Source organism: Cupriavidus sp. PB-02, from assembly GCF_058252315.1.
The window spans coordinates 839,189-852,554 of the sequence record NZ_CM177694.1; the positions used below are offsets into that span (position 1 = coordinate 839,189).

13 protein-coding genes are annotated in these 13,366 nt (G+C 65.7%); 12 read left to right on the forward strand and 1 reads right to left on the reverse strand.

Annotation, left to right across the window (positions count from 1 at the left end; translation table 11 throughout):
* The first annotated feature begins 33 nt into the window (after positions 1 to 33).
* The 6 genes from AC10V3_RS03980 (at position 34) to aroA (ending at position 6,716) form a co-directional block, all read left to right on the forward strand.
* On the forward strand, positions 34 to 600 hold the full coding sequence (locus AC10V3_RS03980) for a DUF2059 domain-containing protein (RefSeq protein WP_022533883.1): 567 nt from the start codon (positions 34 to 36) through the stop codon (positions 598 to 600).
* Positions 601 to 747: 147 nt separating this feature from the next.
* Complete coding sequence (gene serC / locus AC10V3_RS03985) at positions 748 to 1,905, forward strand: 3-phosphoserine/phosphohydroxythreonine transaminase (RefSeq protein ID WP_041680958.1); 1,158 nt, start codon at positions 748 to 750, stop codon at positions 1,903 to 1,905.
* A 97-nt stretch (positions 1,906 to 2,002) separates the two neighbouring features.
* On the forward strand, positions 2,003 to 3,163 hold the full coding sequence (gene pheA, locus AC10V3_RS03990) for a prephenate dehydratase (RefSeq protein WP_022533885.1): 1,161 nt from the start codon (positions 2,003 to 2,005) through the stop codon (positions 3,161 to 3,163).
* Between the two features lie 37 nt (positions 3,164 to 3,200).
* Complete coding sequence (hisC, locus tag AC10V3_RS03995) at positions 3,201 to 4,328, forward strand: histidinol-phosphate transaminase (RefSeq protein ID WP_454751713.1); 1,128 nt, start codon at positions 3,201 to 3,203, stop codon at positions 4,326 to 4,328.
* 118 nt (positions 4,329 to 4,446) lie between these two features.
* Positions 4,447 to 5,349 carry a prephenate dehydrogenase gene (locus tag AC10V3_RS04000; RefSeq protein WP_022533887.1) on the forward strand — a complete coding sequence of 301 codons (903 nt, stop codon included), beginning with the start codon at positions 4,447 to 4,449 and terminating at the stop codon, positions 5,347 to 5,349.
* Positions 5,350 to 5,411: 62 nt separating this feature from the next.
* Entirely contained in the window at positions 5,412 to 6,716 is a 1,305-nt protein-coding gene (aroA, locus tag AC10V3_RS04005) for a 3-phosphoshikimate 1-carboxyvinyltransferase (protein ID WP_490923143.1), read from the forward strand.
* Here aroA and AC10V3_RS04010 read toward each other — a convergent pair.
* Positions 6,706 to 6,939, reverse strand: a complete 234-nt coding sequence (locus AC10V3_RS04010) for a DUF2061 domain-containing protein (protein ID WP_022533889.1) — start codon at positions 6,937 to 6,939, stop codon at positions 6,706 to 6,708. The two genes, aroA and AC10V3_RS04010, sit on opposite strands and share 11 nt — an antisense overlap.
* 129 nt (positions 6,940 to 7,068) lie before the next feature.
* Between AC10V3_RS04010 and cmk the strand changes: the two genes are divergently transcribed.
* From cmk to AC10V3_RS04040, 6 genes are all read left to right on the forward strand, one after another.
* Positions 7,069 to 7,737, forward strand: a complete 669-nt coding sequence (cmk, locus tag AC10V3_RS04015) for a (d)CMP kinase (RefSeq protein WP_022533890.1) — start codon at positions 7,069 to 7,071, stop codon at positions 7,735 to 7,737.
* Positions 7,738 to 7,901: 164 nt separating this feature from the next.
* Positions 7,902 to 9,596, forward strand: coding sequence for a 30S ribosomal protein S1 (rpsA, locus tag AC10V3_RS04020; RefSeq protein ID WP_012352088.1), 1,695 nt, complete (start codon positions 7,902 to 7,904; stop codon positions 9,594 to 9,596).
* 30 nt (positions 9,597 to 9,626) lie between these two features.
* The gene (locus AC10V3_RS04025) at positions 9,627 to 10,067 is read left to right on the forward strand and encodes an integration host factor subunit beta (RefSeq protein ID WP_022533891.1); all 441 of its coding nucleotides are present in this window, start codon (positions 9,627 to 9,629) and stop codon (positions 10,065 to 10,067) included.
* Between the two features lie 299 nt (positions 10,068 to 10,366).
* Positions 10,367 to 10,714, forward strand: a complete 348-nt coding sequence (locus AC10V3_RS04030; protein ID WP_041680959.1) for a LapA family protein — start codon at positions 10,367 to 10,369, stop codon at positions 10,712 to 10,714.
* A 3-nt stretch (positions 10,715 to 10,717) separates the two neighbouring features.
* Complete coding sequence (gene lapB / locus AC10V3_RS04035) at positions 10,718 to 11,932, forward strand: lipopolysaccharide assembly protein LapB (RefSeq protein ID WP_349609604.1); 1,215 nt, start codon at positions 10,718 to 10,720, stop codon at positions 11,930 to 11,932.
* A gap of 37 nt (positions 11,933 to 11,969) precedes the next feature.
* Positions 11,970 to 13,361 carry a UDP-glucose dehydrogenase family protein gene (locus tag AC10V3_RS04040; protein WP_022533894.1) on the forward strand — a complete coding sequence of 464 codons (1,392 nt, stop codon included), beginning with the start codon at positions 11,970 to 11,972 and terminating at the stop codon, positions 13,359 to 13,361.
* The last annotated feature ends 5 nt before the right edge of the window (positions 13,362 to 13,366 follow it).

Genomic DNA, 13,366 nt, shown 5'->3' on the forward strand with positions numbered 1-13,366 from the left:
GACTAAAACGGACGTATTTACCAGGGAGTCACAATGCTCAAAACCTTTCGACGTATCGCTGTTCTGACTGCTTTCGTTCCGACCTTCATGGTGGCGCAGCATGCTCACGCCCAGGGGGACGCGGAAAAGACCGCAGCCATCAAGGAACTGCTTTCCGTCATGCAGGCCGACCAGGCCGTCAAGGGCCAGGCCGAGAACTGGCAGCAGGGCGCCAAGCAGGAAGCCCCGCTGGTGCTGGAGCAAGTGCTGGTCGAGAACAAGACCATGAACGACAAGCAGAAGCAGGCCGCGGTCGAAAAGCTGAAGAAGAACGGCGCGGTACAGCGCATGGTCGACGGCGCCGGCTCGGCGTTCAACACCGATGGCTTCCGTAAGGATGCGATCCAGGCGCACTATGATGCCTTCGGCAAGTACTACTCGACGCAGGAACTGAAGGACCTGACCACGTTCCTGAAGTCGCCCACCGGCCAGAAGTTCATGGCCAACCAGGGCAAGGCCACCCAGGAGATCTGGGGTTCGATGATGCAGAAGTACGGCCCGCAGGTCGGCAAGTCGATGCGCGACGCCGCGGAGAAGGAAATCACCGCCGCTTCGAAGTAAGCGTGTGAGCGAACCGCCGCACTGGTCCGCAACCTTGCGGACCAGTGCGGCACTGGGGCACGGCCCCGGGTGCCCAACGGGGCGCGGGTTTGAGGGATAATGGCTGCTTGGGTAACACCGGCAGCCATTTTTCCATTCCCCCGTCTCATGAACGATCCCCAGAATCCCGCTCTTGCCGGCATGATGCAGCGTGCATTGGCCGAACGCGTCTACAACTTCTCCCCAGGCCCGGCGGCGCTGCCCGCCGAAGTGCTGCAACAGGCCGCCGAGGAGATGCTGTCATGGCACGGGACCGGGGTTTCGGTGATGGAGATGAGCCACCGCAGCCGCGAATTCGAAAGCATCCATAACGAAGCGATCGCCGACCTGCGCGAGCTGCTGCACATCCCTTCCAATTTCAAGGTGCTGTTCCTGCAAGGCGGCGCCATCGGCGAGAACGCCATCGTGCCGCTGAACCTGATGCGGCTGCGCAGCACCGAGCAGCCCAAGGCCGATTTCGTCGTGACCGGCACCTGGTCGATCAAGACCGAGCAGGAAGCGCGTCGCTATGGCACGGTCAATATCGCGGCGTCCAACGAGGCAGAGAAATTCCACCGCATCCCCGCCGTTGCAGACTGGAAGCTGTCCGATGATGCCGCTTACGTGCACTTGTGCACCAACGAGACCATCGTCGGCGTCGAGTTCCAGGAGATCCCCGACATCGGCCAGGTCAAGGGTAATCGCGTCGTGGTGGCCGATGCCTCCAGCCATATCCTGTCCCGCCCGATCGACTGGTCGCACGTGCAGGTGGTCTACGGCGGCGCGCAGAAGAATATCGGCCCGGCCGGCGTCACCATCGTGATCGTGCGCGAAGACCTGATCGGGCATGCGCATCCTCTGTGCCCGTCGGCGTTCAACTGGCGCATGGTGGCCGAGCACAACTCGATGTACAACACGCCACCGACCTATGCGATCTATATCGCCGGGTTGGTGTTCAAATGGCTCAAGCGCCAGGGCGGCGTGCAGGGGATCGAACAGAGCAATATCGCCAAGGCGGCGGCGCTGTACGACTTCCTGGACCAGAGCGATTTCTACCGCAACGAGATTCATCCGAGCTGCCGTTCGCGCATGAACGTGCCGTTCTTCCTGGGCGACGAATCGCGCAATGACGCGTTCCTCGCGCAGGCGCGGGCCAACGGCCTAGTGCAGCTCAAGGGCCATAAGACCGTGGGCGGCATGCGTGCCAGCATCTACAACGCGATGCCGCTGGAAGGCGTGATGGCGCTGGTCGATTTCATGCGCGAGTTCGAACGCACGTCCGCCTGACAGGCAACTCGCGCCCTGCCGCGCGCGACACCGCGCCGGTCGGCGCGGACAGTTTTTCTCCGGCCGCCGCGCTCCGGCGGCCCACCGGATTCATACAATGACAAGCCAAGACAGCACCCCTGCGCGCGAGGAGACGCAGCCAAACGAGCAGCCCAACGGCAACCACCTGAGCGAGGCCGAGCGCAAGCTGTCGGTTGAGCTGGCGCCGCTGCGCGAGCAGATTGACACGGTGGACCGCGAACTGCTGGCCATGCTGAACCACCGCGCCAAGCTGGCGCTCGACGTCGGCGAGGTCAAGAAGAAGTACGGCGCGCCGGTGTTCCGCCCAGAGCGCGAGCTGCAGGTGATCCGCAAGGTGCAGGGTGCCAACCCGGGCCCGCTGCTCGGCGAAAGCGTGGCAGCGATCTGGCGCGAGGTTATGTCCGCCTGCCGCGGGCTGGAAAAGCCGCTGGAAGTCGCGTTCCTGGGCCCGGTCGGCACGTTCTCCGAGCAGGCGCTGTACGCGCATTTCGGCCATGAGGTGTCGGGAGTGGCTTGCCCGAGCATCGATGAAGTGTTCCGCGCGGTGGAGGCGGGCACGGTCGAATACGGCGTGGTGCCCGTGGAAAATTCGACCGAAGGCGCGGTGTCGCGCACGCTCGACCTGTTCCTGCAGACCTCGCTGAAAATCAGCGGCGAGATCGCGCTGAAGGTGCACCACAACCTGATGGCATCCACGCCCGACATGCAGGGCGTAACGGTGGTGCGCGCCCATGCGCAGGCGCTGGCGCAGTGCCAGCACTGGCTGACGGCCAACTATCCGCACCTGGAGCGCCAGGCTGTATCGAGCAATGCCGAGGCCGCCCGCATGGCCAGCGAAGACCCGACCGTGGCCGCGATTGCCGGCGAGTCCGCCGCCAACCGCTACCACCTGCATATGGTGCGCACCCATATCCAGGACGATCCGCACAACCGCACGCGCTTTGCCGTGATCGGCCGCTACGAGACCGAGCCGTCGGGCAGCGACCAGACCTCGATGATCCTGTCCGTGCCCAACAAGGCGGGCGCGGTGTACCAGCTGCTCGCGCCGCTGGCGGAGAACGGCGTGTCGATGTGCCGCTTCGAATCGCGCCCGGCGCGCAGCGGCGCGTGGGAGTACTACTTCTACGTCGACGTGGAAGGGCACCAGCATGAGCCGGCAGTGGCGCGCGCCATCGACGAGCTGCGCCGCAACGCGGCCTACCTGAAGGTGCTGGGGTCGTATCCGTCGAGCAAGTAAGCCGCCAAGGCACGGTAAGCAAGAACAAGGAGACGAGATGGCAGAGCAGGGTAAGCAAGGCCGCGTAGTGTTCGGACCCGACTATGTGCGTGCGATCTCGCCGTACGTGGCCGGCAAGCCGATTTCCGAAGTCGCGCGCGAGTTCGGCCTGGACGAGGCCGGCATCGTCAAGCTCGCTTCCAACGAGAATCCGCTGGGCATGCCGGCATCCGCGCAGCGCGCGGTGGCGGACGCCGTGGCCGAGCTCGGCCGCTACCCCGATTCCAACGGCTTTGCGCTGAAGGCCGCGCTGTCCGCGCGCTTCGGCGTGCCGGAGGAATGGCTGACGCTCGGCAACGGCAGCAACGACATCTTGGAGCTGGCCGCGCATGCGCTGGTCGAGCCCGGCCAGTCGATCGTCTATGCCGAATATTCGTTCGCGGTCTACGCGCTGGCCACGCAGGAAATCGGCGCGCGCGCCATCGAAGTGCCCGCCCGCGACTATGGTCATGACCTGGGCGCGATGGCCGCGGCGATTGCGCCGGACACGCGCCTGGTGTTTATCGCCAACCCGAACAACCCGACTGGCACCTTCGTGCCCGCCGCGCAGATCGAGGCCTTCCTGCAGCAGGTGCCGGCGCACGTGGTGGTGGTGCTGGACGAGGCGTACAACGAATACCTCGATGCCGATCAGCAATACGATTCGGTCGCCTGGGTGCGCCGCTATCCCAACCTGCTGGTGTCGCGCACGTTCTCCAAGGCCTATGGCCTGGCCGGGCTGCGCGTCGGCTACGCGGTGGCGCAGCCGGAACTGGCCGACCTGCTCAACCGCGTGCGCCAGCCGTTCAACGTCAACAGCGTGGCGCAGGCAGCGGCTGTCGCCGCGCTCGGTGACAGCGAGTTCTTGCGCCGCAGCGCCGAACTGAACCGCGCCGGCAAGGCGCAGCTGACGGAGGCCTTCGATCGCCTCGGGCTGGAGTATGTGCCGTCGTCGGGCAACTTCGTGCTGGTGCGCGTCGGCGACGACGACGGGGCTGGTGCGCGCGTCAACCTGGCGCTGCTCAAGCAGGGCGTGATCGTGCGCCCGGTCGGCAACTACAACCTGCCGCGCTGGCTGCGCGCGACCATCGGCCTGCCCGAGGAGAACGCAGCCTTTGTCGCGGCGCTGGAGCGGGCGCTCGCGTGAGCGCGGCTACAATCGCGGCTACTACCGCGGCGTTCCCCGGCCGGCATTGCCGTCCGGTCTGCCAGTCATCGAATTACCTCGGTCCGGACCGAGCCACTGCCCGTTGCGGCCTGAGATTGTGAGTGCATTGCATTTTTCCCGTGTTGTCATTGTCGGCGTCGGCCTGATCGGCGGTTCGCTCGCGCTCGCGCTCAAGCGCGCGGGCGTGGCGGGCACGGTGGTTGGCGTGGGGCGCTCCCCCGCGTCCCTGCAGAGGGCGCTGGACCTTGGCGTGATCGACCAGGCCGCAACGCTGGAGGACGCCGCGCGCGGCGCCAGCGTGATCGTGCTGTGCGCGCCGGTGGCGCAGAACTTCGCGCTGCTGCACGCGCTGGAGCCACACCTGCAGCCCGGCACCATCGTCACCGATGCGGGCAGCACCAAGTCCGACGTGATCATGGCCGCGAAGACCGCGCTGGGCGACAAGGTCGCGCAGTTCGTGCCGGCGCACCCGATCGCCGGGCGCGAGCTCAATGGCGTCGGGGCCGCGCTGGCGGACCTCTACGTCGGCAAGAAGACCGTGCTGTGTCCGCTGCAGGAAAACGCGCGTGCCGATGTGGCCGCGGTGCGTGCCATGTGGGAAAGCGCCGGCGCGCACTGCCACGTGATGTCGGCGGTGCAGCACGACGCAGTGTTCGCCGCGGTCAGCCACCTGCCGCATGTGCTGTCGTACGCGCTGGTGGCGCAGGTCGCCAATGCAGAAGACGCGGCGCTGAAGCTGGATTTTGCCGGCGGTGGTTTTCGCGATTTCACGCGCATCGCGGCGTCTTCGCCGGAGATGTGGCGCGACATCTGCGTGGCCAACCGCGAAGCGCTGCTGCGTGAGCTGAACACCTACCAGTCGGTGCTGGCGCACCTGAAGGAGAAGATCGAGAAGGGCGACGGCGACGCGCTCGAACGCGTCTTCACACGCGCCAGCAACACGCGACTTGCCTGGGGCGCCGAGCGTGCCGCGGGCAACGGCAACAATATCGAACCCTGAGCGGCATAGTGCCGCAGCCTGATCGAATCGCCTTACCGCGGCGCCCCGGCGCCCACCAAGACATGGAACACCTGACGCTAGGCCCCCTGACCCGCGCCACCGGCACCGTCCGGTTGCCGGGCTCGAAGAGCATCTCCAACCGCGTGCTGCTGCTGGCTGCGCTGGCCACCGGCGAAACCCGCGTGCGCGACCTGCTCGATTCCGACGACACCCGCGTCATGCTGCAGGCGCTGCGCACGCTGGGCGTGGGGTGGCGGCAAGAGGACGCCGACTATATCGTCACCGGCGCCGGCGGCAATTTCCCGAACAAGGCGGCTGAGCTGTTCATGGGTAACGCCGGCACCGCGATTCGCCCGCTGACGGCCGCGCTCGCGCTGCAGGACGGCAGCTACAAGCTGTCGGGCGTGCCGCGCATGCACGAGCGGCCGATCGGCGACCTGGTCGACGGCCTGCGCCAGGTCGGGGCCGTGATCGACTATCTCGGCAACGAAGGCTTCCCGCCGCTGCATATCCAGCCGGCCAGCATCCGCATCGATGCGCCGATCCGTGTGCGCGGCGATGTGTCGAGCCAGTTCCTGACGGCGCTGCTGATGAGCCTGCCGATGGCGCAGAGCGACAGCGGTCGGATCGAGATTGAGGTGGTGGGCGAGCTGATCTCCAAGCCGTATATCGAGATCACGCTGAACCTGCTGGCGCGTTTCGGCATCCAGGTGGAGCGGCAGGGCTGGGAGCGCTTCGTGCTGCCGGCCGGCGCGGCCTACCGTTCGCCGGGCGAGATCTTTGTGGAAGGCGATGCGTCGTCGGCGTCGTATTTCCTCGCCGCCGGTGCGATCGGCGGCGGCCCGGTGCGGGTCGAAGGCGTGGGCATGGCCAGCATCCAGGGTGACGTGCGCTTTGCCGAGGCGCTTAATCGCATGGGCGCCAATGTGATGGCGGGCCACAACTGGATCGAAGTGCGTGGCACGGAACGCGACGACGGCCGCCTGCACGGCATCGAGCTGGACTGCAACCACATCCCGGATGCGGCGATGACGCTGGCGGTGGCGGCACTTTTCGCCGAAGGCACCACCACTCTGACCAATATCGCCAGCTGGCGCGTCAAGGAAACCGACCGCATCGCGGCGATGGCAACGGAACTGCGCAAGCTGGGCGCAGTCGTGGAAGAAGGGGCGGACTTCCTGCGTGTGACGCCGCCGCAACCATGGCAGACTCCGGCCGACGGCATTGGCACCTATGATGACCATCGCATGGCGATGTGTTTCTCGTTGGCCGCATTCGGGCCGCTGCCGGTGCGGATCAACGATCCGGGTTGCGTGGCGAAGACGTTCCCGGACTACTTCAGCGTGTTCGCGGGCGTTACGCGCTAACGAGGTTAGTGCTGGCGCGCGGGTTGGCAGCGCTGTCGCGAGCCGCCGCCTGGCGGCGCTCGTGCTTTTCCCAGTAGCGGTCGAAGAAGTAGTGGGCCACCGTGTTGACGGCCGGTTCGATGAAGGTGATGGCACCGCTGATGGCAAGGCTGCCGGTTAGCGCATACGTCACGCTGAACGCAATGCCGAGGTGCATGATGCCGAAGGTCAGGGTTTTTGCCATGGTAGATTGCCTCGCGACCGATACTTTAGTGTTGGCTTCGCCCGTCGCGTCAGGCGAAGCATCATGAATCAAATGATAATGATTCTCAATAGAATTAACAATCAATCGTTTCTGTGGGTGTCATAAGTAATGACTATCGTCAACGTCATCACCATTGACGGGCCGACAGCCTCGGGCAAGGGCACCGTCGCGCACAAGGTTGCCGATGCCGTGGGCTTCCACCTGCTCGACAGCGGCGCCCTGTACCGGCTGGTGGCGCTGGCCAGCGACCGTGCGGGCGTTGACCCGGCGGATATCGGCACCCTTGCAAGAATCGCTGCCCGCCTCGATGTGAAGTTCGGCCCGGACCGGGTGTGGCTGCAGGGAGAGGAAGTGAGCCGGGCGATCCGGGCCGAGGCGATCGGCAACCGGGCCTCCGCCATCGCCGTGCACCAGCCGGTGCGCGACGCGCTGACCCAGCTGCAGCGCAGCTTCCGCAAGCTGCCGGGTCTGGTGGCCGACGGCCGCGACATGGGCACCGTGATCTTCCCGGATGCCCAGCTGAAAGTGTTCCTCACGGCAAGTGTTGAAGCGCGTGCGCGCAGGCGCTATAAACAATTGATTGATAAGGGAATTTCTGCTAATATCGAAGACCTTTTGCGTGACCTCGAGACGCGCGATGCACGGGATCGCACCCGCACCGCCGCGCCGCTACGTCCCGCCGAGGATGCAAAGCTGCTGGATACCTCCGACATGACGGTGGACCAGGCAGTGGCGCAGGTGCTGGAGTGGTTTGCCGCTGTGCGGTCCGATGCATGAGATGCATGCGGACGCATAGGTAAAGCGGCGCACCCCGACAGCACCGGATGGAGCCAGCCCGGGCTTGCCCGAAGCTGGTATTTGTAAAACCTGACCCCGCTGCACTGGCAGACTGAGCGCGATAGTCGCGCCGGCCAGCGTACTGCGGATTTCACCTTACGTTTATGTCCGACCTGCAAACTAACGAATCCTTTGCCGCACTGTTCGAGGAATCGATCGCCCGCTCCAATATGAAGGCTGGCGAAGTGATTTCCGCTGAAGTCGTGCGCATCGACCACAACTTCGTGGTCGTCAACGCCGGCCTCAAGTCCGAAGCATTTGTGCCGGTAGAGGAGTTCCTGAACGACCAGGGCGAACTCGAAGTGCAGGCCGGCGACTATGTCTCCGTGGCCATCGATGCGCTCGAGAACGGCTATGGCGACACTATCCTTTCCCGCGACAAGGCCAAGCGCCTGGCATCGTGGCTGAACCTCGAGAAGGCGCTGGAAGACGGCGAGATCATCTCGGGTACCGTGACCGGCAAGGTCAAGGGCGGCCTGACGGTGATGGTCAACGGCATCCGCGCGTTCCTGCCGGGCTCGCTGGTTGACGTGCGCCCGATCAAGGACACCACCCCGTACGAAGGCAAGACCCTGGAATTCAAGGTCATCAAGCTGGATCGCAAGCGCAACAACGTGGTGCTGTCGCGCCGCGCCGTGGTCGAAGCGACCCTGGGCGAAGAGCGCCAGAAGCTGATGGAAACCCTGAAGGAAGGCGCCATCGTCAACGGTATCGTCAAGAACATCACCGACTACGGTGCGTTCGTTGACCTGGGCGGTATCGACGGCCTGCTGCACATCACCGACCTGGCCTGGCGCCGTGTCCGCCACCCCAGCGAAGTGCTGTCGGTTGGCCAGGAAATCACCGCCAAGATCCTCAAGTTCGACCAGGAAAAGAACCGCGTCTCGCTGGGCGTGAAGCAGCTGGGCGAAGATCCGTGGGTCGGCATCTCGCGCCGCTACCCGCAAGGCACCCGCCTGTTCGGCAAGGTGACCAACCTGACCGACTACGGCGCGTTCGTCGAGATCGAAGCCGGCATCGAAGGCCTGGTGCACGTGTCGGAAATGGACTGGACCAACAAGAACGTTGCCCCGTCCAAGGTTGTCCAGCTGGGCGACGAAGTCGAAGTCATGGTGCTGGATATCGACGAAGACAAGCGTCGTATCAGCCTGGGCATGAAGCAGTGCAAGGCCAATCCGTGGGACGATTTCTCGCGTAACCACAAGAAGGGCGACAAGCTGAGCGGCCAGATCAAGTCGATCACCGACTTCGGCGTGTTCATCGGCCTGCCTGGTGGCATCGACGGCCTGGTGCACCTGTCCGACCTGTCCTGGCAAGAGTCCGGCGAAGAGGCCGTGCGCAAGTACAAGAAGGGCGACGAAGTCGAAGCCGTGGTTCTGGGCATCGACGTCGACAAGGAACGCATCTCGCTGGGCATCAAGCAGCTGTCGGGCGATCCGTTCAACAACTTCATCTCGGCCAACGACAAGGGTTCGCTGGTTCAGGGCACCATCAAGGCCGTTGACGCCAAGGGCGCCGTGGTCCAGCTGGCTGACGACGTGGAAGGCTACCTGCGTGCATCGGAAATCTCCGCTGACCGCGTGGAAGATGCCCGCAATGTGCTGAAGGAAGGCGAGCAGATCACCGCCCTGGTGGTGAACGTCGACCGCAAGTCGCGCAACATCAACCTGTCGATCAAGGCCAAGGACAGCGCAGAGCAGCAAGAAGCGATGCAGAAGTTCCAGGCTGACACCGGCACGGCTGGCACGACCAACCTCGGCGCCCTGCTGAAGGCCAAGCTCGGCCAGGACAACCAGTAATCGCAGGCCCCCGCGCTTGCGCGTATGCCCATGACCAAGTCGGAGCTCGTCGAAAAACTGGCTGCCCGCTTCCCCCAGCTGCTGCTGCGGGACGCGGACATCTCGGTCAAAACGATACTCGACGCGATGTCCGAGGCGCTGGCCGATGGCCACCGCATTGAGATCCGCGGATTCGGCAGTTTTGGTCTGAACCGGCGTCCGCCTCGCGTGGGGCGCAATCCCAAGTCCGGCGAGCGTGTGCTGGTGCCCGAAAAACGGGTGCCGCACTTCAAGGCGGGCAAGGAATTGCGCGAACGGGTTGACCGCAGCCAGCCGGCGCCTCCGGGCGCCAATGGCAACGGCCATTCCGCCGCCGGCAATGGCCATGCCGCCGGCGCGGCTCAGGCCGTGCCGGGCAAGGTAGGCCAGGGCAGTGCGCCCGCCGCACCGGCGGGACTGCACGAGGGTGGATTGAATTTCGTCCGCTCCTGATTGCCCAGGCTTAGCCTGCTGCTTGTGTTGTCTGTAAGAAAGCGTCCTTCGGGGCGCTTTTTTTTGTTGGTGCCGGCGTCGAGTGGCCTTGGCACGCGCGTCGATACAGGTGCTGCATTCGTGCGCAGGCGCTTGTCAGCGGCCGCTGCCGGCGGCGCGTTAGACCCCCGGCAGGGCTGCATTACCGCCCGGTTACCGAATAGGTTAAGTGATTCCGCTACAATGCCGGGGTCTTTGCCGGACCTCGCGCGAGTGCGCCGGTGCCGCTTCCACGTCACGCTGCCACGCTGCCCAACCGCATGAAACTGTTCGCCTGGATCGTCCGCATCGTCGTTTTCGTGCTGCTGTTCGTGCTGGCGCTGCGCAATACCGCCGAAGCCTCGCTGCAGCTGTTCTTCAACGCCGTCTGGCATGCCCCGCTGATCCTGATCCTGTTCGCCGCCTTCGTGCTCGGCGCGGTGGCGGCGCTGGCCTCGGTGGCGCCCAACCTGATGCGCCAGCGCATGGAGCTTGCCCGGCTGCGCCGCGCGCTGGCCGATGCCGGCGCGCAGGCGAGCGCGTCCGCGGCAACGCCGCCGTCGCCCGCGGCAGCCGTGCCGCGCGACGGCAAGCCTGTTCCCTATAACGTAGTCGGCCCGAAAGTCTGATCCATGATGTTTGAAACCTGGTGGCTGCTGGCGCTGCCACTTGTCTTTGGCCTTGGCTGGATGGCGGCGCGCTTCGATGTGCGCCAGCTCATCAGCGAGCAGGGCGCCTTGCCACGCTCGTACTTCAAGGGCCTCAATTTCCTGCTCAACGAGCAGCCCGACAAGGCCATCGACGCCTTTATCGAGGTCGCCCGGCTCGACCCCGAAACCACCGAGCTGCACTTCGCGCTGGGCGCACTGTTCCGCCGCCGCGGTGAAACCGAGCGCGCCATCCGCGTGCACCAGAACCTGGCCACCCGGCCCGACCTGCCCGAGCCCGAGCGCGAGCATGCGCTGTACGAGCTGGGTCAGGACTTCCTGCGCGCGGGCTTGCTGGACCGCGCCGAGGAGTCGCTGCGCCGGCTGATGTCGGGACCGTACGCGGCCTCGGCCAAGCGCGTGCTGCTCGAGCTCTACGAGGTCGAGAAGGAGTGGCAGAAGGCCATCGATGCCGCGCGCGAACTGCAGACGCTGGAGCAGACGAGCTACAGCGTGCAGATCGCCCAGTTCTGCTGCGAGCTGGCGCAGGACGCGCTGCAGCGCAAGCGGCCCGAGGATGCGGTGAAGTGGCTGAACCAGGCCGTCGCCGAGAATCCCGCCAATGTGCGCGCCCCGATCCTGCTGGGCGACGTGGCCGCGGCGGCCGGCGATGCGCGTGCCGCGCTCGGCCACTGGCTCGGCATCGAACGGCAGGACGCTTCTTTTCTGCCGCTGGTGGCCGACCGCGTGGTCAAGGCCTATGCCAGCCTGCAGCAGGAGGGGACCGCGCTGGAATGGCTGCACGGCCTGCTCAAGGGCAAGCTGGCGCCAGAGCTGCTCGATACGGCGTACAAGGCCGAGCTCGACGTGAATGGCCCCGAAGCCGCGGCACGGCTGATGCGCGACCAGCTGCGCCGCCAGCCCACGTTGCTGGCGCTGACCAGGTATTTCGAGGCGCAGACAGCCGTGGCCGAGGCCGAAGCCACGGCGGGCGATGCCCCGGTGGCCGCAGAGGCGGACAGCGACGAGGACGCGAAGGAAACCACCGCTATCCGCGATCTGCTGCAGCTGCGCACCCGCAACCTGGCGCGCTACACCTGCCGCGAGTGCGGCTTCCGGGCCCGCTTGTTCTACTGGCAGTGCCCGGGCTGCAACCGCTGGGAAACCTACGCCCCGCGGCGTTCCGAGACGCTCGGCTGATCCCGGCGGACGGTGCAACAGATCTTGAACTGAAGCTATGAAAGTCACCATTATCGGCAGCGGTTATGTGGGCCTTGTCACCGGCGCCTGCCTGGCGGAACTGGGCAACGATGTGTTCTGCCTGGACCTGGACGAACAGAAGATCGCACTGCTCAATGCGGGCGGGGTGCCGATCTACGAGCCGGGCTTGCAGGAACTGATCCAGCGCAATCGCGCCGCCGGCCGACTGACCTTCTCCACCGACGTGGCCGCCAGCGTCGAGCACGCCGACGTGCAGTTCATCGCCGTGGGCACGCCGCCCGATGAAGACGGCTCGGCCGACCTGAAGTACGTACTGGCCGCGGCACGCAATATCGGCCGCCATATGACCGGCTTCAAGGTGGTGGTGGACAAGTCGACCGTGCCGGTCGGCACCGGCGACCGCGTCGCCGCCACGATCCGCGAGGAACTCGCCGCGCGTGGGCTGGAAGACCTGCAGTTCTCGGTGGTGTCCAACCCTGAGTTCCTGAAGGAAGGCGCCGCGGTCGAGGACTTCATGCGTCCGGATCGCATCGTGCTGGGCTGCAACCCTGACGTGGCGGGCCGCCACGCGCAGGCCACCATGCGCCAGCTCTACGCGCCGTTCAACCGCCACCACGAACGCACTTTCTACATGGACGTGCGCTCGGCCGAGTTCACCAAGTACGCCGCCAACTCGATGCTGGCCACCCGCATCTCGTTCATGAACGAGCTGGCCAACCTCGCCGACGAAGTGGGCGCCGATATCGAGCTGGTGCGCATGGGCATCGGCTCGGACCCGCGCATCGGCTACAGTTTCCTGTATGCCGGAGCCGGTTACGGTGGCTCGTGCTTTCCCAAGGACGTGCAGGCGCTGATGCGCACCGCCGCCGACCACGGCAAGCCGATGCGCGTGCTGGAGGCGGTGGAAGCCGTCAACGGCGCGCAGAAGCGCGTGCTAGGCGACAAGATCGTGCGCCGCTTCGGCGAGGACCTCGCCGGGCGCACCTTCGCGGTGTGGGGCCTGGCGTTCAAGCCCAATACCGACGACATGCGCGAGGCGCCGTCGCGGATCCTGGCGCGCGAGCTGGTGGCGCGCGGCGCGTCGCTGCGCATGCATGACCCGGTGTCGATGGCCGAAGCGCGGCGCGTGCTGGATGCCGACCTGGCCGACCTGCCGGGCGGCGCCGCGCGCGTGAGCTTCCACGACCACCAGATGGATGTCCTCGACGGCGCCGACGCGCTGGTGATCGTGACCGAGTGGAAGGTGTTCCGTAGCCCCGACTTCGCGCAGATCAAGCGGCGCCTGAAGACGCCGGTGATCTTCGACGGGCGCAACCTGTATGAGCCCGAGGCGATGGTCGAGAGCGGCGTGGAGTACCACGCCATCGGCCGCCCGACCAGGGCGCGGCAACGTGCCGCGAACGAATGAAGCGC